The 19,110-nt window shown below is 68.6% G+C and carries 17 protein-coding genes and 2 pseudogenes; 7 read left to right on the top strand and 12 right to left on the bottom strand.

The window, feature by feature from the left end:
* Window positions 1-24: 24 nt before the first annotated feature.
* Window positions 25-497: pseudogene (locus tag IF04_RS36170) on the bottom strand (phosphotransferase); the annotation flags it as partial.
* A 516-nt stretch (window positions 498-1,013) separates the two neighbouring features.
* On the opposite strand from IF04_RS36170, the gene IF04_RS0130100 reads away from it, so the two are divergent.
* The 4 genes and pseudogenes from IF04_RS0130100 to IF04_RS39975 form a co-directional block, all read left to right on the top strand.
* Complete coding sequence (locus IF04_RS0130100) at window positions 1,014-2,180, top strand: CapA family protein (protein WP_211259872.1); 1,167 nt, start codon at window positions 1,014-1,016, stop codon at window positions 2,178-2,180.
* Window positions 2,181-2,243: 63 nt separating this feature from the next.
* Window positions 2,244-3,128: a ThiF family adenylyltransferase gene (locus tag IF04_RS0130095; protein ID WP_030264902.1), complete on the top strand. Its 885-nt coding sequence runs from the start codon at window positions 2,244-2,246 to the stop codon at window positions 3,126-3,128.
* Complete coding sequence (locus IF04_RS0130090; RefSeq protein WP_078600977.1) at window positions 3,116-4,078, top strand: hypothetical protein; 963 nt, start codon at window positions 3,116-3,118, stop codon at window positions 4,076-4,078. The genes IF04_RS0130095 and IF04_RS0130090 overlap by 13 nt, the downstream gene beginning before the upstream one ends.
* 70 nt (window positions 4,079-4,148) lie before the next feature.
* Window positions 4,149-4,448: pseudogene (locus tag IF04_RS39975) on the top strand (citramalate synthase); the annotation flags it as partial.
* Window positions 4,449-4,548: 100 nt separating this feature from the next.
* Here IF04_RS39975 and IF04_RS0130080 read toward each other — a convergent pair.
* The 3 genes from IF04_RS0130080 to IF04_RS0130070 form a co-directional block, all read right to left on the bottom strand.
* Window positions 4,549-5,877, bottom strand: coding sequence for an MFS transporter (locus IF04_RS0130080; protein ID WP_063829544.1), 1,329 nt, complete (start codon window positions 5,875-5,877; stop codon window positions 4,549-4,551).
* Window positions 5,878-6,086: 209 nt separating this feature from the next.
* Window positions 6,087-6,863: an ArsR/SmtB family transcription factor gene (locus tag IF04_RS0130075; RefSeq protein WP_030264893.1), complete on the bottom strand. Its 777-nt coding sequence runs from the start codon at window positions 6,861-6,863 to the stop codon at window positions 6,087-6,089.
* Window positions 6,860-7,261 (bottom strand): RidA family protein, encoded by a 402-nt coding sequence (locus IF04_RS0130070; RefSeq protein WP_051831668.1) that lies wholly within the window; start codon window positions 7,259-7,261, stop codon window positions 6,860-6,862. Before IF04_RS0130070 ends, IF04_RS0130075 begins: the two co-directional genes overlap by 4 nt.
* Window positions 7,262-7,580: 319 nt before the next feature.
* On the opposite strand from IF04_RS0130070, the gene IF04_RS0130065 reads away from it, so the two are divergent.
* Both IF04_RS0130065 and IF04_RS0130060 read left to right on the top strand, forming a co-directional pair.
* The gene (locus tag IF04_RS0130065; protein ID WP_030264890.1) at window positions 7,581-8,342 is read left to right on the top strand and encodes an ArsR/SmtB family transcription factor; all 762 of its coding nucleotides are present in this window, start codon (window positions 7,581-7,583) and stop codon (window positions 8,340-8,342) included.
* A 168-nt stretch (window positions 8,343-8,510) separates the two neighbouring features.
* Window positions 8,511-9,842 (top strand): MFS transporter, encoded by a 1,332-nt coding sequence (locus IF04_RS0130060; protein ID WP_030264888.1) that lies wholly within the window; start codon window positions 8,511-8,513, stop codon window positions 9,840-9,842.
* Between the two features lie 521 nt (window positions 9,843-10,363).
* On the opposite strand, the gene IF04_RS38460 is transcribed toward IF04_RS0130060, so the two are convergent.
* Both IF04_RS38460 and IF04_RS0130050 read right to left on the bottom strand, forming a co-directional pair.
* Window positions 10,364-10,978 carry a transposase family protein gene (locus IF04_RS38460; RefSeq protein WP_245654556.1) on the bottom strand — a complete coding sequence of 205 codons (615 nt, stop codon included), beginning with the start codon at window positions 10,976-10,978 and terminating at the stop codon, window positions 10,364-10,366.
* Window positions 10,979-11,236: 258 nt separating this feature from the next.
* Window positions 11,237-11,419 carry a TetR-like C-terminal domain-containing protein gene (locus IF04_RS0130050; protein ID WP_030264886.1) on the bottom strand — a complete coding sequence of 61 codons (183 nt, stop codon included), beginning with the start codon at window positions 11,417-11,419 and terminating at the stop codon, window positions 11,237-11,239.
* A gap of 745 nt (window positions 11,420-12,164) precedes the next feature.
* On the opposite strand from IF04_RS0130050, the gene IF04_RS0130045 reads away from it, so the two are divergent.
* Window positions 12,165-13,364, top strand: a complete 1,200-nt coding sequence (locus tag IF04_RS0130045) for an acyl-CoA dehydrogenase family protein (RefSeq protein WP_030264885.1) — start codon at window positions 12,165-12,167, stop codon at window positions 13,362-13,364.
* Between the two features lie 7 nt (window positions 13,365-13,371).
* Here IF04_RS0130045 and IF04_RS0130040 read toward each other — a convergent pair whose 3' ends face one another.
* From IF04_RS0130040 to IF04_RS0130015, 6 genes are all read right to left on the bottom strand, one after another.
* Window positions 13,372-13,944, bottom strand: a complete 573-nt coding sequence (locus IF04_RS0130040) for a GAF domain-containing protein (protein WP_051831667.1) — start codon at window positions 13,942-13,944, stop codon at window positions 13,372-13,374.
* The gene (locus IF04_RS0130035; RefSeq protein ID WP_063829543.1) at window positions 13,934-14,593 is read right to left on the bottom strand and encodes a GTP-binding protein; all 660 of its coding nucleotides are present in this window, start codon (window positions 14,591-14,593) and stop codon (window positions 13,934-13,936) included. The genes IF04_RS0130040 and IF04_RS0130035 overlap by 11 nt, the downstream gene beginning before the upstream one ends.
* Window positions 14,571-14,948, bottom strand: a complete 378-nt coding sequence (locus tag IF04_RS0130030) for a DUF742 domain-containing protein (protein WP_030264878.1) — start codon at window positions 14,946-14,948, stop codon at window positions 14,571-14,573. The genes IF04_RS0130035 and IF04_RS0130030 overlap by 23 nt, the downstream gene beginning before the upstream one ends.
* 2 nt (window positions 14,949-14,950) lie before the next feature.
* Complete coding sequence (locus IF04_RS0130025) at window positions 14,951-15,379, bottom strand: roadblock/LC7 domain-containing protein (RefSeq protein ID WP_030264875.1); 429 nt, start codon at window positions 15,377-15,379, stop codon at window positions 14,951-14,953.
* On the bottom strand, window positions 15,376-17,070 hold the full coding sequence (locus tag IF04_RS36160; protein ID WP_051831666.1) for an ATP-binding protein: 1,695 nt from the start codon (window positions 17,068-17,070) through the stop codon (window positions 15,376-15,378). Before IF04_RS36160 ends, IF04_RS0130025 begins: the two co-directional genes overlap by 4 nt.
* A gap of 389 nt (window positions 17,071-17,459) precedes the next feature.
* Window positions 17,460-18,941 carry a hypothetical protein gene (locus tag IF04_RS0130015; protein ID WP_030264868.1) on the bottom strand — a complete coding sequence of 494 codons (1,482 nt, stop codon included), beginning with the start codon at window positions 18,939-18,941 and terminating at the stop codon, window positions 17,460-17,462.
* Between the last annotated feature and the right edge of the window lie 169 nt (window positions 18,942-19,110).

Raw genomic sequence — 19,110 nt, 5'->3', positions numbered from 1 at the left:
CTGGCGCAATCCGGAGGACGAACACTGGCCCGCCTCGGACCAGTCGATGATGCCCGTGACCTCGTCGCCGTCGACGAACACGTGAGTTACCTGTAGGTCGCCGCGCGTGAACGCCGGAGTCCACGGCCGGAGCGCGGCCTCGGCGACCTGGCGGTTGCAGGTGACCAGGTCGGAGGGCAGGACGCCGTTCGTCACGAGCCACTCGCATTCGCCGTTGAGATCCGCCACCAATTCCTCGAGGTTCCGGCCTGCCCGGCCGCGCCAGGGCGGCAACGGCGCGTCGTGCAACTTCCGGAGGGTGGTACCCCCCGCGGCCCACGCCGCCGGGGACGCGCTCGACGGCTCGCCGAGGCGGCCGAGCGCCGTCCCCGGGACCGCACTGATCGCGAGCACCGGCGGCTTGCGCCACAGGACCTGCGGGTCGGGACCGGCGCCCGGGCCATCGCCTCGACCTCGACGTCGATGCGCGCCTGATCGGCGTCCACCTTCAGGAACACGTCCGCCCAGCCGCATCGCCGCCCTCCACGCCGCCGGCTGCGCCATCTTCTGGCTTCGCCTCCGCCCCACCCCCTGCCGGCACCACCGTCCTCGAACTCACCGCCCCCTCCCGGGCCGCCGCCGCGATCAGCCAGGCCGCCACCGCCGCCCTCTCCGCCGCCCGGCCCTGACCCGTTCCCGCCCCGCACCGCACCGCACCGCGCGGGGGTGGCACCCCGAACGCCCTCGCCCACGAGGGTCCTCTTTCTGTGCCCCGGCAGAAGTGGCCCCTGCTGCTTCGTTCTGCCTTCCTTTTCGTATCGGCGGGCCGGCGGAGCGGGGCCCATGCCGGAGCACGCTTCGGGCGGGGCCGAAGTCAAATCGATCTAGTGTCGTCGCAGCTCCGGAAGCCACCGCTTCTTGGGTAGCGATGGCGCGGCCCAACGACCCGCGCCTGCACCGTAGTTGTCCGCCAATGCCCGCTCTCCGAGAGCCCGTCGACGAGAGGAATCATGTCTTCCAGCAGGTCGGTATTCATGGCCGCGGCAGGGGATGTGTTCGTCCACAGGGACGCCCCCGGCCAAGCGCTGCAACACGTCAGAGAAGTCTTCGGGCAGTGCGATGCAGTTTTCGCGAATCTCGAGGGCAATTACAGCAGGACCACGGAACGGGCACCCAGCGCGGGTGTTCCTGTCGTGGCCGCCCCCGAGAATGCCGTCGGCGTCACGGCCGACGCGTTCACGGTCGTCTCCCTCGCCAACAATCACAGTCTGGACGGCGGGTACCAGGCGCTTCTCGACACCCGTCGGCTGATGCGTGACAGCGGTGTCGCCACGGCAGGAGCCGGTGAGAACCTCGCGGCAGCGAGGGAGCCCGCACTCCTCGACACGCGTCGCGGCCGGCTCGCCGTACTCGCCTATGCATCGGTGTTCCCGCATGGCTACGAAGCACGGGCGCAGGTACCGGGGCTGGCGCCGATGCGTGCCCACACCCACTTCACCCCGTGGGAACAGAACGAGTGGAACCCGGGCCTGGTGCCGCGGATCACCACCTGTCCGGACGAAGCGGATCTGGCCGCGCTTCATGAGGACATCGAGCGGGCGAAGGCAACGGCCGATCTGGTAGTCGTCAGCTTCCACTGGGGCGACTTCACACGGCCCTACGTCCTGACCGATCACGAGATACGTACGGCACGGGCTGTGGTGGACGCCGGAGCGGACGCCGTCCTGGGCCACCACCACCATCTGCTGCGCGGTATCGAAATCTACCGCGGCAAGCCCATCTACTACGGTCTGGGGCACTTCGCCTTCGACTTGCCAAACCTGGAGGAACGGCTGCAGAAAGCGGCGTACCTGGGGCGCGGTGACGCGCGTACCCAGCGAGAAAGTCTGCGCCGATTCGGAGAACACCGCATCGGACCGCGTGAGGGCTACCCCCTGTTGCCATTCCACCCGGATGGCCGGCTGACCGGATTCGCCGTGCTCGGTGAGGCCTCCGGCGGGGCGATCGAAGCAGGTTTCGTGCCCTGCGTACTCGGACCGGACAACAGCCCCCGCCCCGTCTCGGCCCTCGACGGTGAAGGCAAGCAGATCATCGACTACCTCGAACGCTGCTGTGCCGAGGAGGACCTTCCCACGCACTTCGTCCGCGACAGCTACGAGCTGGCCGGCGCTCCCGTAACCCTCATCCGTTCCACCGACTGACCTGGGCGCCGCGAGCCGCGCCGCCCCTGGACAATCAACGAAGAACGACAGGAATACATCAGCATGAGCGACCGTATGCGCTACACGGCGACCGAGACCGACGAGAGCTACTACTGGGAGCGCGTCCGGCGCAACCTCGGCTGGCTCGGCAACACCGAAGAGGAACAGCGCGAGCGCCAGTTGAAGCTCCGCAACGCCAAGATCGGCATCGCGGGCGTAGGAGGCATCGGTGGCGCCACCGCTGAGCGGCTGGTGCGCATGGGCGTGCAGAACCTGAAGGTCGCCGACCCTGACACCTTCGAGAAGTCCAACATCAACCGGCAGTTCGGTGCCACCTTCGGGAACGTCGGGCGCAACAAGGCGGAGGCCGTCGCCGAACTGGTCTACGAGACCACGAGGGACGTCAACATCGAGGTCTTCCCCGAGGGCATCACCGAGGAGTCGGTGGACGAGTTCTTCGAGGACTGTGACTACGTCCTCGACAAGATCGAGCTGTATGAGATATCCGCCCGCTACACACTGCACAGGGCCTTCCGGCGTTCTACGCAGTGTCAGTTCATGATGTGCACGCCGGTGTTCGGGCACCGCACGTTCTTCTTCAAGTGGACCCGGGATTCCATGCCCGCCGAGGAGTACTTCGGGGTGCCCGAGGGTGAGGAGATGAATGAGAAGAACGCCCGTCAGCTGATCAGCCGGTTCATTCCGGAGATGCCGGACTACCCGGGGCCGGAGATTCTGGAGGAGTGGTTCATCAAGAACCAGGAGTGCCCGATCTTCGCAGGCACTCCGCCGCTGGCCCAAGGGATGCTCGCCTCCCGCATCGGCATGGCCATCACTGGTCTCGACCAGCTCCCCGGCTCGGTACAGCTCCCGGTGACGCCCGGCTACGCGATGCTCGACACGCAAAAGTGGGTCGCTAAGACGGTGGAGGGCAAGTGGTGGGAGTGATCGAGGCGAAGCCCGTAGCGCTTCGCCAGGCCGCCACACTGCGTACGTGGCGCCGCGACGACTTCGAAGCGGTGTGGAACCGTGCGGACCGGATGCTGAAACAGCCCCGGGCCGTACTGGAGCAGATCGCGCCGGGAGCGCTGCTGGGCACGCTCTTCTACCAGAACAGCACCCGGACCCGGATCAGCTTCGAGGCTGCCGCGCATCGTATCGGTGGTGCGTCGATCGGGTTCTCGGACGTGTCCACGACCCGTGCGGGGGACTTCTATCAGGAGTCTCTGGAGGACACGGTCCGGGTGATCGGCGAGTATGCCGATGTCCTGGTGCTACGGCACACGGAGGACGACGCGGCGGAGCGTGCGGCCGCCGTGTCGCCGGTGCCGGTCATCAGCGCCGGGTGTGGTGATCGGGAGCATCCCACCCAAACGCTGCTGGATCTGTGGGTGCTCCGCTCGAAGCTCGGCAAGCTGGACGGCGCAGTCATCGGTTATGCCGGGGATCCGGCGTGCCGGGCGACGCGTTCGCTGGTCCACGCGCTCATTGCCGTGAACGCGGCAGAGCTGGTCTTCCTGCCCCCGCCCGGTGCCTCCTTCCCCGACGACATCGTGCGGACGATGGGAGAGGGCGGGCTGGCCTGGCGCACAGTGGATGATGCGGCCCGGCTCATGGAGGAGGCCGACGCCGTGTCGGTGATTCCGTTCGAGCTGTCGGACTTCCATCAGCCGGCGGTGCGGGATCACTTCCGCTCCGAACGTCTCGATTCCCGTTACGTCTTCGACCGTGAGCTATTGGCGCGGTGGCCAGGTGTCCCGGTGGTCCATGCGGGTCCCCGCGGCCCGGAACTACCTCCGGGAACGGACTCGCTCCCGAACGCGCACTACTTCGAGAGTGTGCGACGGAGCGTGATCCTGCGCGCCGCATTGATGGCAGAACTGCTCGGGCGGCCCTGACCGCACGCGCCGCCCCCTGAGGTGGGCACCCCGCACAGCGGGGTGCCCACCTCTTCCTGCGCCGCTTTCGATTCTTACGGCTTCTTCAACCGGAAACGGTGCTGTGATGACCGATCGGGTGCTGACGATCGCGCGCCACCTGGACGACTTCGGCGTGGGCTTCATCGAAGGCGGCTGGCCCGGCGCCAACCCCCGGGACACCGAATTCTTCCAGCGGGTACAGGAAGAGGTGCCCTTCCGGCACGTGGAGCCGGCGCTGCGCACCACCCTCGACGAGAACCTGGCGATGATCCGCGACACCGTCGCGTACCTCCGCGCGCAGGGCCGCCGGATCTTCCTGGACTGCGAGCACTTCTTCGACGGCTACGCACTGGACGCCCTGGACTGGCCGCAGTGCGAGCGGGGCGGTACGACTGGGGGCGTTGCCCGGAGAGCTTTCCGGGCAACGCCCCCAGTCCCTTCCACTGCTTCTAGGCTTCCTGCGCCCGCCCCTCGCGCTCCACTCCGAAGAGAGCAAGGAGGATTCCCGCGGCGAAGCAGGCCGCGCTGATCACCGAGCCGATGCGCATGCCGTCGATGAAGCCGGCGGTCTGGGTGACCAGCGCGCCCAGCAGGGCGACGCCCACCGCGCTGCCGACCTGGCGGGCGGCGTTGAGCACGCCCGACGCTACCCCCGCCCGGTGCGCGGGGGCCGATTCGACGACCGCGGCGACCGCGGCCGGCATCGTGAAGGCCGTGCCGAAGCCGATGGCGGCCAGCGGCAGGACCAGTTCCAGGTACGGCGTCGTACGCCCCGCGAGCAGCAACCCGACGAAGCCCACGGCTCCCAGCCCCAGGCCGAGCAGCATCGGCGGCCGCGGTCCGGTACGTGCGGTCATCCGGCCACCGAGGGTGGAGGCGACGGCCGCCATCGCCGTCTGCGGCAGCAGCGCCAGGCCCGCCCAGAGCACCGCGTAGTGGCGGTACTGCTGGAAGTAGAAGCTGACGACGAACAGCTGGCCGTAGAAGCCGATGTTCAGGAAGAGGCCGACGGCCGTGGCGCTGGAGAAGGTGGCGTTGCGGAACAGGCCCAGGGGCAGCATCGGGTCGGTGGTGCGCTTCTCCACCAGCAGGAAGCCCGCACCGCACAGCACGAACAGGGCCAGCGAGCCGAGGACGACCGGGTCCGTCCAGCCGGAGTGCCCCGCCTCGATGATGCCGAACGCCACCGCGCCCAGCGCCAGGATGCCCAGGACCTGTGCGGGCAGATCGAGCGCGGCCCCTCGCTCGGGCCTGGGGGCCGTGACGTAACGGGCTGTCAGGATGAGTCCGAGGATGCCGAACGGCAGGTTCACGTAGAACACCGCCCGCCAGCCGAACGCCGCCACCAGCAGGCCGCCGAGGACAGGACCCGATGCCGCGGCCAGGCCGCCGATCCCGCCCCAGAGCCCGATCGCCTTGGCGCGGTCCTTCTTGTCCTCGTACGAGGCGTGGATCAGGGCCAGGGAGGTCGGTACGACGAGCGCCGCCGCGAGCCCCTGCAACAGTCGCATCACGACGAGGAACCACAGGGACGGGGCGAAACCGCAGCCGGCCGATGTGATGACGAAGAGTCCGAGGCCGGTCTGGAACGCGGAGCGGCTGCCGAGCTTGTCGCCGATGGAGCCGGCGGACAGCAGCAGGCCGGCGAAGACGACGGTGTACCCGTCGGCCACCCACTGGACGCCGGTGAGGTTTCCTCCGGAGCCGAACTCCTTCCCGATGGGGGGAAGCGCCACGGTGACGATCGTGGCGTCCAGCATGACCATGAAGAAGCCCATGCACAGTGCGATCAGCGGCAGTTGTGACGGGCGTTCGGACGCCTTCCGAGAGGCAGATGCGGATCCGGATTCCTGCACTTGTGCATCCGGCACGTGACATACCTTTCTTTCTTTGCTCCCGCTCCGGCGCGGACCGGGGAGCACTCGCGCCGGCGGGCGTGACCGGCGCGACCGGCGCGGAGAGTGGTGGATCAGTCGTAAAGGGGGCCTCAGGCCTGGCCAGGGAGATGCATGCCGAGCCGCTCAGGCAGCTGCTGCTCTCCGAGCCGGGTGACGCTGACCGTTCGGCGCCCCGCGTATCTGCGCACCCAGCCCAGCTCCACAAAGCGCCGCAGCAACTCGGCGCCCAGTGCCCCCGACAGGTGGTGGGCCTGCTCGCTCCAGTCCACGCAGTACCGCACAAGCGGTCGGCGGCCGTTGGGCAACGCGACACCCAACTCGTCGACGAGGAGCCTGCGTCCCGTGGCGGTCAGCTCGTACGTGAGGTCCTTGCCGGGGGCGGACAGCCGGTCGCACACGGCAGTCCGGGAGTCGAAGAGACCGTTGCCGCCGGCGAGGCAGCCCAGATCGAGCAGCGCCCGCATGAGTGCCACCCCGAGTTTCCCCGCGAGATGGTCGTAGCAAGTACGCGCCCAGGAGAGGGTTCGGAGCTGGCCCGGGCGGTCGTCACGGTGCCCCGAGAGCGCCGCGAGGGTCTCCAGAGCCTCCGCGACCTCCGGTCCGGCGAGCCGGTAGTAGCGGTGGCGGCCGTGGGCCTCGACGCGCAGCAGGCCGCCGTCGACCAGCTTCGCCAACTGCTCGCTCACGGTGGACGGCGCGACCTTCGCCGACCGGGCCAGCAGGCTGGCCGGAAGTGCCCGGCCGTCGGCCAGCGCCAGCAGGATCCTGGCTCGGGACGGGACGCCGATGAGATCGGCGAGCCGGGCGAGGTCCGGCTCGCCGACGGCGGGTGAGGCCGGCTCGGGGGGTCCGGACGTGTCCGTCATGCCAGATGGGCTTCGACCTCGGCCGAGCCACGTACCGCGACGGCATCGAGTTCGACCTTGGCGCCGAGCGGCAGACGGCCGACCATGAACGCGGTGCGCGCGGGCGGATCCTGCGGGAAGAACTCCCCGTAGACCTTGTCGAAGGCGGGCATGTCGTCGTAGGTGACCAGCCACACCCGCATGCTGACCACATCAGCGAGGCTCATCCCGGCGGCCGCGAGAGTGGCGTCCATGTTCCGCAGCGCCCGCCTGCCTTCCTCGGCGACGTCCTGCGACACCAGCTCTCCCTGATCGTCGACACCGAAGTGACCAGCCAGATACGCGGTGTCCCCGACGACGACGCCCGGCGAGTACTTGTAGCCAGGCACCTTTCCCCTGGTGATGACCTGCCGACCCACTGCAACCTCCTTGGAAATACACGGTGTTGACGGGGTGTCCGGTGTCGAGCACCCCATCGGCTCGATCACCGTAACCCCGGAATCCTTCGGCCCCGGCCGAAGCGTGCCGCGACGGAAACCGCAGAGAATCGCATTACCTTCATCGCCAAGAATTTACTCGTCCCATGCCATGGGAAAACTTACATCGCGGCACACGCAGCAAACCGTCCTTTTTCGCCTTTGATTGCACGGCGGTTGACAGTTACACGGACCCTCTGTTGATCTTGTGTCATGCATGGACCGTCAGGTTTCTTGACGAACGAGGGGGAAAGTCAAGCCGATGCGTGATCTCGCCGGTGACGCCAATTTTGTCGATCCAGCATCATTGATTGGCGACAAGACCCGGGCTCGCATTCTTCTCGCGTTGCTCGACAAACGTTCGCTTCCTATGTCCATGCTGGCCTCCGAGGCCGGCGTGGCGCTGTCCACGATGAGCGGTCATCTCAGTCAGCTGGTGGGCGGTGGGATGCTCCGGGTCCAGACGCAAGGGCGGCACCGCTATTACAGTCTGGCCTCTCCGGAAGTCGCACGAGCCATCGAGTCCCTGGCCCGGCTGGCTCCGCCTTTCGAACCTAAGTCGCTACGCTCCGGCACCCGCGCCCGCGCGCTGCGTATCGCCCGCTCCTGCTACGACCACCTCGCCGGGCACCTCGGCGTCGGCGTTATGCGCGCCCTGATCGACCGCAAGGCAGTGGTCGGCGGGGACGGCCGACACGACCCGAACCGCGCCACAGAGGACAAGCTCTCCTCCCGGGGCAAGGACCTCGAATACCGGATCACCCCGCGAGGCTGGGACATGATGGCCGAGATCGGCGTGACGGCACCGGAGACCAGCAGGCCACTCGTGCGCTACTGCGTGGACTGGACCGAGCAGTGCCACCATCTGTCGGGCGCCGTCGGTGCTGCGGTCCTGGACTCCTGCATCGACCGAGGCTGGGTGGAGCGCTCGCCCAACAGCCGGGCGCTGCGCATCCTGCCCGCCGGCGAAGAAGGCCTGCGCTCCTGGCTGGGTCTCGACACCAGGAGCTTCACGCAGGCCTGACGGCCCACCCCCGGGCGTGGCTCCAGCGAGCTGCGGAGCCACGCCCCGCGCAGGTTCATCGAATCCATCACGTGTCTTCACGCATCACGTGCTGCCGGAGCCGGAGACGCCATGACTCGCGCACAACCGCAGCCCGCTGCATCACCCCGCCTTGCCCATGAACCCGACGTGCCGGTCCAGGCGCGCATCGACCGGCTCCCCCTCCTACCGATGCACCGGAAAGCGGTACTCCTTGTAGGAGCGGGGCTGCTCTTCGACGCCTACGAGACCTTCCTCGCCGGCACAGTGTCGCAGGTGTTACAGGACGAATTCCTGCTCAGCGGGTCGGCCCTCGAATTGGTTCTCGCTTCTGCATTCATCGGTCAGGTCATCGGGTCGGTGGCAATGGGGCGATTCGCGGATCGTTTTGGACGCAAAAAATCCTTCGTGGTCAATCTGCTGATGTATTCGGTGTTCACGTTGGCCGGGGCCTTCGCTGTCGACCCGACCACAATGGCGATTTTCCGCTTTCTAGCAGGGCTCGGCATCGGCGCGGAATTCACCCTGGCGGACAGTTATCTCTCCGAGTTGCTACCGGCGGCGCACCGTGGCCGACAGATCGCCTGGGCCTACACGGTGTCCTTCCTGGGTATCCCGCTCGTCGGCTTCCTCGCCCTGTGGTTGGTGCCGCTGCACCCGCTGGGAGTGGCGGGCTGGCGCTGGCTCTTCGTCATCGGTGCACTGGGCAGCGGGCTGACGTGGTCGATCCGCCGTGCGCTACCGGAATCGCCGCGGTGGCTCGCATCCAAGGGACGTACCGAGGAAGCCGACGGCATCGTCGGTGCCATGGAGCGGCAGGCCACGGGGCCGCTCCTGCCAACCCAAGCGGTCACGGCTCCGGCGCCCGTGCGCGCCGGAACCTCCCCGCTGCGCAGGCGCACGGTCATGGCGTGGGTGCTGAGCGGCACGCAGGCCGTCGGCTACTACGGCTTCGGCACTCTGGCTCCGCTCGTCCTGACAGCCAAGGGCTTCCCCCTGATCCATTCGCTCGCCTATACGGCCGTCTCGTACCTGGGCTATCCGCTGGGGTCCCTGCTGTCGGTACCCGTGGTCGAACGCTTCGAGCGCAAGTACCTCATCATGGTGCTGGCCGGGCTCATGGCGGCGTGCGGGCTGGGTTTCGGGCTGGGCAGCACCGGACCCGCCATCGTTGTCTGCGGCTTTGCCTACACCCTGGTCAGCAACCTTTTCTCGAACACGTACCACATCTATCTCGCCGAGCAGTACCCCACGCACTTGCGCGGCGCAGCGGTCGGCGCGGCCTACGCGGTCGGCAAGAGCGTCACGGCGGCACTGCCCTTCCTGCTCCTTCCGTTGCTGCACGCGCAAGGAGCAGGCCCGATGTTCGCCACAATCGCCGCCGTCATGCTGCTCCTGATCGTCAATGTCGCGACACTGGGGCCACGCACCACCGGGCGCGCGATCGACATCTTCCAGACGGACGGGCAGGAACTGTCTTGAGTTGTGATCGAATCGCGTTCGCAGCACGGCAGCAGCAGTACGTGGCAGGCTTGGCTGCACTGAGCATGACCGGCCCCAAGTGGAATGAGGCCCGGCGGCGCGGGCATGCCCGGGGAGGGAGCCCGCGCCGCCGGGCCTCTGGCGTCCGTGTCGGCTACTCGGTGCCTGTTTCAGGGCCGGCCGGTACGTGGTCGATCGGAAACGCGGCGGTGTGCGCGTGGCGGGTGGACATGCCGTAGTGGATGAAGAGGGGAAAGGTGTTGCCGAACTGGTTGCGACGAGGCGTACTACCGCTGCCGTTACCCCAACGAATACGCGCTGGCCAACCGCCTCCCCCTAACGGCCTCGTGCGTGGTTGGCCCGCGGCGTGAGTGAGCGCGGATGCGTGCGGAGATCACCTGAGGACAGTCGCCGGTGGCTTCGCTCTTGCTTGCTGGCGTGAGACCAGGCCTGCGATCGCTTGAATCGTGTCGTCGAGCGATTCGCGGCGGTCGTAGGGCGGGCCAACGCCCGCCAGTTCTTCAGATGGGCGATACCGTGCTCGTCCCGAATGCGTCGAGACGAATGCACCTTGCGCTGTTGGACGAACATCTCCTCCACCACGGTGGAGCATTCCTCTTGAACTTGCGATGCGAAGGGGTGATCACTTGACCGCCGGTCTGGGCGCCCAAGCCCTGGTAGCCGGCGACGGCCAGGATCTCGAGTCCGACTCGGCCGGAGAACAGGTTCACCAAGCCGGCGTCGCGGGCCTGGGTGATGTCGGGACAACTGCCCGGCCTGATGGCGCCGCCGAACAGCAGGCGTCTTGCCGCGTCCGTGAGGATGAGGGCCTTCATGGCGTCCTGTTTGCTCTTGCCGGAGACATAGCTGTTGCGACCGGGTGTTCCGGCCGCGGGTCGGCGGACTCGGACTTCGGTGGCATCGACGATCGCCGTCTGCCCTGTTGCCCCGAGGCGCTCGATGACCTCAGCGAGCGAGTGCAGCCGTACGTCCGGCGCCACTGAGCAGCCGCGTTGGGCCAGCAGCGGCCGCACCTCCCCGATCGCCCGGTGATGGTGGAGCGGTCCACGCCGAACCAACGGGGCCAGCACATCGCGCGTGCCGCCGTGCCGCAGATGGACCAAGGTGGCCAGCATCCGGTTCGACGAAGACGAGCTTGTATCGGCCTCCGGCGCCCATCGCTCGCTGTCGCGACCGGGACTGAAGGCGTCGCTCGCGTTGGGCGCACCACAGCGGGCCTACTTGGGCGACGAGCTCAGCAATCACCTCCGTTGTCAGTGCATGTCCGGTCCCGGAGATACCACCTGGGCCTCCGCGCCGGAACGCTCGATGACGGGCGCTCGGACGTCAGGAGCCGACCGGGCCGAGCTCTGCGGATGTGGGCCCTCTCCCGTTCAGGGGCCGAAAGCTCTGAGGGTCGCGTCGACCAGCGAGTCGGCGTATGCGGTGGTCAGCGGACCGCTGCGGTGCAGCCACCGCTGGAAGAGGGGGGCGTAGAGCACTTCGAGGACCAGGTCGAGGTCGGCGTCGCGCGGAGTAAGGCAGGGAGCGAGTACCACCTGATCGTCGAGGCGCACGGCTCTGTTTCCGGTGAACTGGGGGAACCTTTCGCGGCTCCGACCGGTCCTCGGGCCCATGCGCCGGCCCGGCGTCGAGACGCCCGCAGGAGCGGCGAGCGGGGTCGGTTTCTTGGCGTGGGTCCCCGGCTTTCGGATCGAACAACGGCGAGCAACAGCGGACAACGGTGAAATTGGCGGCTAAAGGTGCAGGTCGCGGGCTCGGCCGTCGAGAACGACCCTGAAACGACCCCGGCCATGTAGTGAAAACCGGCCGACAGATCGTCACCGTAGAGGCGGGTCCTTCTCCGGGGCGCAAAGACGCGCTCAGGGCAGGGCCGTCCGACTGTTCCGGCAGTGGTCACACCTGTGGCCATCGAATGTGCCAACCGACCACGGGAGCGAGTGTGGGGCGATACGTGATCCGCGTGCGCGTCGTCGGCGCGCAGGTCCGCGCCGAGCGTACCGGCACGCCCCCGCCCCTATCCGCCCGACGCCTCCTGCCGGGGAGGCCTGCCGGATGACGGATCGGCGCCGGGCAGCAGCGCTGCGCCGCCCTCGGTGAACGCGTCTGCCTCCTTCTGTCCGACGAGCCCTCGGATGGCCGTGCCGCCCATGCCACCGCGCGTGGTGGGCGGACCGCAATCGACTGAGCGCCATCTTCACGGGCTCCTGATTTTCGTATGTTCGCCAGAAGGCCGACCGGGCCCTGCGCCGTGCGGCGCGGGGCGGGGTCCAAGTGGCCTGCATGTAGGAAAGGTTGCAGATGGACAGCTATTTCATGACGGAGCGTCACGAAATGTTGCGGGCGGAGATCCGTGCCTTCGCCGAGGCGAAGGTGGCGCCCCGGATAGCGGACATGGAGGCGTCCCGGTCCGTGGAGCACGAGCTGTCCCGTCTCATCGCCAAGGAGGGCTGGCTCGGCGTCACCGTCGACCCGGCATACGGCGGGATGGGGCTGGGTCACTTGGCGAAGACCGTCATCATCGAGGAGCTGTCCCGGGTCAGCGGGGCCATGGGCGCCATGGTGCAGGCATCGCAGCTGGGCGTGGCCAAGATCATTCACTTCGGTGACGAGCGGCAGAAGCGGAAGTGGCTGCCCGCGGTCGCGGCCGGCGACTGCCTGCCGACGATCGCGGTGACCGAGCCCCAGTCCGGTGGGCATGTGCTCGGCATGGAGTCGACCGCCCGGCGGGAGGGCGATGAGTACGTCCTCAATGGCCGCAAGGTGTTCGTCGGCAACAGTCACGTCGGCGATCTGCACGGTGTGGTCGTACGGACCGGGGAAGGGTCGAGCGGCCTTTCGGCGTTCCTCGTGGAGTCCGACAGGCCCGGCTTCTCACTGGCCCCGCACCGGCCCGCGATGGGCCTGCACGGCTTCAGCTTCGGTGAGATCCGCTACGACGAGTGCCGGGTCCCCGCCGAGAATCTGCTCGGCGGCGAGGGCCGCGGACTCGACGTGGCGTACTCCTCCAGCGTGCTGTACGGCAGACCGAATCTGACCGCCGTTTCGCTCGGCATTCATCAGGCACTGGTGGAGGAGACGACCCGGTACGCGGCCGAGCAGCAGCGCTACGGCAAACCGCTCAGCGCGGTGCCCACGGTCAAGCAGAAGCTCGGACTCATGCAGCACCGGCTGATGACCGCGCGCCTGGCCGCCTACCATGCCGTGCATCTGCTGGACTCCGGGCTCCCCTGCGACGCGGAACTGATGAACGCCAAGTACCTCAATGTGGAGTCCGCCATCGACTCGGCACGGTCGGCGATGGAGATCCATGCCGCGTGCGGCCTGTTCCCCGACCGGCCCATCGAGCGGTTCGCCCGGGACGCCTCGCACATCTATGCCCCCGCCGGCACGTCCGACGTCCAGCTGTACCGCCTCGCCGAGGTCGCACTCGGCACCTCGCGCAGCGACTGGTCCAGCCGGCTCGCAGCTCCGTCCGTCCCCGAAGCGGCGGCCGTGTAGGACGGCATCACGGGCGGGAACGCCCGGCCTCGTAGATGCGGTCCATGGCCTGGTCGCGGAAGCTCTTGATCAGGTCGAGGGAGCCGCGCGCGGTGGCCAGCGGGCGGGGCTCGGTGCCGACCGCGCACACGGTGCCCAGAGCGATGCCGGTCTCCTCATCGATGAGCGGTGCCCCGAGGTACACGCGGATACCCAGTTCGTCGACCACGGGGTTGCCCGCGAAGCGGGGCGCCGCGTACACGTCCGGCAGGACGAGCGGGATGCGGCGGCTGATGACCTCGGGGCAGTAGCCGTGGTCGCGCGCCATCACCCGGCCGACCTCGGGCCCGCTCATCGCGTCGTGCGGGCCCAGGGTGTTGGGCAGGCCCTGCGGTGTGTGCAGGCCCGCGAAGAACTGCTGGTCGGTGATGAGATTAACCATCGCGTACGGGGTGCCTGCCGCCTCGGCGAGCTCGGCGGCGAGGGCGTCGAGGCCACTGTCCGCCTCGCCCAGTCCGAGTTCGGCGAGCCGCGCGGTGCGAGCGGCGAGTTCGGTGTCGGGGGCCGGCACGTGCAGGCCTGTTTCTGCGTCAAAGGGCACGGTGAAAGTTCCCGTCGAAGGATTCGGTGGGGGTGGCATGCGAAGTGTGCGGTGCATCGGCCTGCCGCGAGGAGCGGAGGGAGACGGTGAGCGCGTACTCGACGAGGCGGATCAGGACCTGTCGGGCGGAGAATGGAGCGCGCGCATCGAACATGATGACGGGGACGTCGGGACTCAGCTCCAGCGCGCCCCGTACTTCCTCGGGTGTGTAGCGGTGCGCGGTGTCGAACTCGTTGACCGCCACGACGAAGGGCACACCGCGGTCCTCGAAGAACTCCACGGCGTTGAAACAGGAGTCCAGACGCCGGGTGTCGGCGAGCACCACCGCGCCGATGGAGCCGTGGGCGAGGTCGTCCCACATGAACCAGAAGCGGTCCTGCCCCGGCGTACCGAACAGCAGGAGCTGCAGTTGCTGGCGCCACAGCGTGATGCGTCCGAAGTCCATGCTCACTGTGGTGGTGGTCTTGTTCTCCACGCCCGCCAGGCTGTCGGTGTCCGCGCTGGCCGTGGTGAGCGTCTCCTCCGTGGTCAACGGCGCGATCTCGCTGACCGTGGCGACCATGGTGGTCTTGCCCACCCCGAACCCTCCTGCGATGAGGATCTTCAGTGCAGTCAGGGGGATGTCGTCAGAGGCTTCGAAGGCCTTCAAGTGCCGCCTCCAGGAGGAGTGGGTCGCTGCCGTCCGCTTCTCGCGGCGGAAGCGCGGGGACGAGTACGTGGGAGTCGAGCAGATCGGACAGAAGGATCTTGGTGACGTTCACGGGGATACCCAGCCGGGCGGCGATCTCCGCGACCGAACGCGGTGCCCGGCCGCACACTTCGACCACCTGGGCACTCTCGGGTCCGAGAGTGTCCAGCGTCGCGGGGGCGAGTCCGGGGGCGACCCGTACCCGCGATACCAGGCCCAGGGCGCGGGCCGGCCGGGTGCGGCCGCCGGTCAACGCGTAAAGCCGCAGGTGCGCCGTGTCCTCGGCCAGCCAGGGCTCGTCGGCGAAATCCGGCACGGTCAGTCGACCGGAGCGCCGGAGGGGCTCGAGGCGACGCGCGAGGGCGTGCCCAGGTGTCCCCTGACGCTCTTGACGAGCATGGCGATCTCGTAGCCGACCATGCCGACGTCCGCGCTCTTGTCCGTGAGCACGCCGAGTACGCCGTTGAGCCCGGCTCGGGACACGAACAGATAGCCGCCCTCGCCCTGCACGATGACCTGCTCGACCCCGCCGAAGTTCTGCCGGATGGTGGCGAGACCGCCGCCGAGCGAACACATGCCGGTGGTGATCGCGCTGAGCCGGTCCGCGTCGTCGTGCCCCAGTCCGTGGCGATGGCGCATCACACCGTCGCTGGAGGCCAGGACGGCGCCGGTCACGGCGGGCACCCGGGCCGTGAGGTCCGCCAGCAGCCAGTCCAGGTCCTGCTCGAATGATGGCTGGGTCGTCATCGGTACTCCTGGGAATCAGTGCGCTGAGTGGGTGCCACAGGGGGTCCGGGGGTGGCCCGGTCGGCTTCTTCGGCCCTCTGCAGTCCCTCGGTGAAGCGGGCGAGCAGCCCCGCGTCGATCGAGTCGCCGTGGTCGTGGCCTGCGGTCGGCGGCTGCTCGCGAAGTTCAGGGGTGAGGTGGGAACGGCGTTCCTTGTTCCGCTGGGCGAGGCGCGGGCGCCCGGTGCCGTCTTCGGCGGCCGCGGGGGGCGTGGCCTGCACCGGCCGCTCAGGAAGGGGCGGTGTGGACACGCCCTGGACCTCCCGGTCCTCGTGGGCCCGCGCGTGGTCCACGGCGGGCGGCGACGGCTGCGCCTGCCGGTTCGGGCCCGGCGCGGGAGCGCGGGATGCCGCCGGCTCAGGAGGCGGCTTCGGGGCGGTGTGCTGTGTCGAAGGCTCGGGAGGCGGCTCGGGGGTCGTGTGCCGCGTCGGTGGCTGCGGGGCGCGGGAGTCGCTGAGCACCGAGTGCGACAGGACCACGACGGCCTGAACGCCGCCGTAGAGGTTCTGCTGGAGCTGCACCACGAGCCCTCGCCGCCTGGCTATCTTCGCCACGACGAACAGACCGGTACGCCCGTCCTGCAGTTGCCGGTCGACGTCGAACATTTCAGGCTGGGCGAGGAGTCGGTTCATCTCGTCCCGCACCTCGGCGGACATGCCGAGACCGCGGTCCTCGATCTCCACGACCACGCCGGAGGTCGCCACCTGAGTACGGATCATCACCTGGGTTCGGGGCGGCGAGAACTTGGTGGCGTTCTCGGCGAGTTCGGCGATGAGGTGGATGATCTCGACGGCGGAGTGGCCGAGTACCTCGTAACCGGACGGCGGCGGCAGCACACGCACCCGGGGGTAATGCTCGATCTCCGCGACAGCCTGACGCAGCACCGTGGCCAGCGGCACCGGTGAGGTGAAATGCCGGGGCACCGCGCCACCGAGGACCGCCAGGCTCTCCACCGCGCGGTGGACACGGGTGACGAGGTGGTCGATGGTGTAGAGCCGGTCGAGATGCTCGGGGTCCTCGACGACCCGCTCGGCGTCGTCGAGCTGTTTCAGCGCGCGCGTCACCAGGATCTGCAGCCGCCGGGAGATGTTGACGAAGGCGTCCACCTGCTGGCGGGTACCCGCATGGATCACCGCGGTCTGCGCTGCGTGCTGGAGCTGCCGCAGATGCTGTTCCAGTACGGCGAAGGCATGCGGCGAGCCGGCCGCTTCGGGCAGCGGCGGGGGCTCCTCGGGGCGTTCGCCGCTGCGCAGTTGGTCCACTGTCCGGTTGACGCTCGCGTGTCCCTCGGCGGCAAGGTGCCTCAGATGGTTGATCCACTTGCCGACCGCGGCGTCGGTCTCGGCACGCTGCCGGTGGATGGCATCCGCAGTGCCGTGCGCGGCGCGCCGCGCGGCGACCAGGACGGCCGCGCAGCACACTCCGGCCGACACTCCCGCACCCCACACCAGCGGACCGGTCGCGCCCGTCGCGGAGACGGCGAACGCTCCGCCGGCGAGTGCGGCAACCGCTCCGGCCGGCGCGACTGCGAGCATCGTGGTGCGCTCCCGCAGACCGCGCTCGGTGCTCAGGTCGGCCCGAGCGGCCTTGCCGCGCCCGCGGCCGCTGCGCGGGGCGCCAGGTGCGGTGGCGTCCGGCGTGTAGTGAGACATGGTCGTCCTCGGATACGAGCGGAGGGACAGGCGACGCGTCGACGTGCTGTCGATTGCGCCCGCAGTCGTCCGAACCCCCTGCGGCGGGGGCCCGTTCGGACTCGCGAGCATCTTGTCCAGGGTGACAGTCGCGTGGCAAAGCGGCTTCTGGAGCAACCATCAACTTCTCGGCTCCGACCAGGGCGGAGCTATCGGCGCCCAGGGTCGTTCCGGGGTCGTTTCCCTGCCTCCGGGCGATCACTCGCGACTGATGGTGCGACTCCGCGCCGCGTGGGTGACGGGACACCCGCCCGACTCCGCAGGGCATCCCCGCAACGACCCGCGAACGACCCTCCAGCGGTCCGGTGACGATGGTCGCCCCCCGTCGCCCCTCCGTCGCCCCGGGTGACTCAGTCGGCGTCGAATTCGCCCGCGAAGCACAGGACTCGTTCGAGTTCCTCGACGCCGATGAGGCGGCTGCGCGGGCGCAGCATCCCCGCGATGCCGTATGCGCCCAGTTCGCGGCAGCGCCGCACCAGCCAGTCCCAGTCGAGGTCGAGATGGTCGGCGAGTGAACGAAGGCGTTCCTCGGAGGTGCCACCACTGGTGACGCTCTGCCTGCGAGCATGGTCGACCACTTGGGCGTAGGTGCTGACATCGGTGAGGCTGTCGGTGGTGTCCACCTGCCAAATTCCGCTGGAGTCCGACCAATTGGCAGATATCACTCGGCGCCCGGGGGCCAGCACGAAGCCGTCGATCCGCTCGTACTGCGGCTCAACGCACACCCAGGTGGTCTGACCGTCCCGCTCCATCATGGCCACCGTCAGCCAGATCAGGATCCGCTCGTAGGGCTGACTTGCCCGGGAATCACCCTCGGGGATGCAGAACACCCGCTCGGGGGCGGGGCCCCCGTCGGCGAGACGTTCCCGGAGGGCCAGGCGGAATTGCGGCCAGGAGGCGAAGAACAGCCAGACCGCCGCCTCCTCGCCGGTACGTACTGGGGTCCAGAAGACCGGTGCGCGGGTGTCCTCGTCCAGTCGCCGGATGATGTGCTCGGCACAGAAGTACATACCGAGCCACACGCTGCCGACATTCGTGAGCTCCGGTATGGCGGCGCGGGCAACCGCCGAGCGCCGCTGCGCCCACAACGGTTCCAGCATCTGCTGTTCGGCGTGCAGCGCATGGTCGTCGGCCGACAGGCTGTCGTCCAGGTTCAGCATCGCCCACAGCAGTCCGTACGTGAGGTCATCCACCTCGTACGGTGTCGAAATGGGCAGCGTCTCGACCGTGACCGCCAGTTGCCGACGAGCGTGCGCAGCGTCCAAGGCGTACAGGCCGTCGTCCCCGAGGGTACCGAGAACCAGCGCCCGTCGGGTGGCCCGCGTTAAGGCCTGTATGTGAGCGTGGTGATGGGGCCCGATGACGACTCGGCCATCCTGCTCCGTGGCCTCGTATATCTGGACAGCGACGGACGTGCCGTCGAAGAACCGCTGCCCCTCCAGGTGCCACACGCCCTCCATGCCCGGAACCCGGCCCATCGGGTTCAGGTGGGACGTGTCGAACCTGGCATTCAGGAGCCGCGCCGCATCCCGCGCGGTACTGGGTGCGATCTCCGGCAGCACGACACCGCGCTCCGCCGCGGTCCTCAGCAGCGTCTCTACGTCAACCCCGAGCATGAATTCGAGGACGGCGGCGGCGTCACTTCGCGGGGTCTGGTCACCGGAGAGCCAGCGCTTCCACGTGGCCTGCGAGGCGGTCACCGTCGCAAGATCCGGCCGGTTCAGCTTCACGGCGGCCTGCCGGGCGGACCGGGTGAACTCTTCTTCGAACGTGGCGAAGTGGCCGCAGCCCCGCTCCGTGAGCAGGACCCGCAACAGCGTCCGGGGGCGCATCGATTCCCAATCTCCACTCTGCAAGAGTCGCGAGTCCCCCATGGCTCGCTGATGGAACAGTCCGAGTCCGTCGTCGCCCCTGGTCGCGGGTCCGCTGCGGGCCTGTCGGAGCAGGCACGGCTCGAGCAGCGGAGATCAACTTCGGCATGCCGAGCATTATGCATACACG

This window comes from Streptomyces violens, assembly GCF_000717745.1.
In the GTDB taxonomy this organism is placed as follows: Bacteria; Actinomycetota; Actinomycetes; order Streptomycetales; family Streptomycetaceae; genus Streptomyces; species Streptomyces violens.
The sequence above is the reverse complement of the archived record's forward strand: the minus strand, read 5'-3'. Positions and strand labels throughout refer to the sequence as shown.

What these genes read in the sequence shown, in the direction of transcription:
- IF04_RS0130100 (WP_211259872.1), top strand. Translation starts at nt 1,014, where the DNA reads ATGGCCGCGGCAGGGGATGTGTTCGTCCACAGGGACGCCCCCGGCCAA.
- IF04_RS0130095 (WP_030264902.1), top strand. Translation starts at nt 2,244, where the DNA reads ATGAGCGACCGTATGCGCTACACGGCGACCGAGACCGACGAGAGCTAC.
- IF04_RS0130080 (WP_063829544.1), bottom strand. Translation starts at nt 5,877, where the DNA reads ATGGGCTTCTTCATGGTCATGCTGGACGCCACGATCGTCACCGTGGCG.
- IF04_RS0130075 (WP_030264893.1), bottom strand. Translation starts at nt 6,863, where the DNA reads ATGACGGACACGTCCGGACCCCCCGAGCCGGCCTCACCCGCCGTCGGC.
- IF04_RS0130065 (WP_030264890.1), top strand. Translation starts at nt 7,581, where the DNA reads ATGCGTGATCTCGCCGGTGACGCCAATTTTGTCGATCCAGCATCATTG.
- IF04_RS38460 (WP_245654556.1), bottom strand. Translation starts at nt 10,978, where the DNA reads ATGCTGGCCACCTTGGTCCATCTGCGGCACGGCGGCACGCGCGATGTG.
- IF04_RS0130045 (WP_030264885.1), top strand. Translation starts at nt 12,165, where the DNA reads ATGGACAGCTATTTCATGACGGAGCGTCACGAAATGTTGCGGGCGGAG.
- IF04_RS0130025 (WP_030264875.1), bottom strand. Translation starts at nt 15,379, where the DNA reads ATGACGACCCAGCCATCATTCGAGCAGGACCTGGACTGGCTGCTGGCG.
- IF04_RS36160 (WP_051831666.1), bottom strand. Translation starts at nt 17,070, where the DNA reads ATGTCTCACTACACGCCGGACGCCACCGCACCTGGCGCCCCGCGCAGC.
- IF04_RS0130015 (WP_030264868.1), bottom strand. Translation starts at nt 18,941, where the DNA reads ATGCGCCCCCGGACGCTGTTGCGGGTCCTGCTCACGGAGCGGGGCTGC.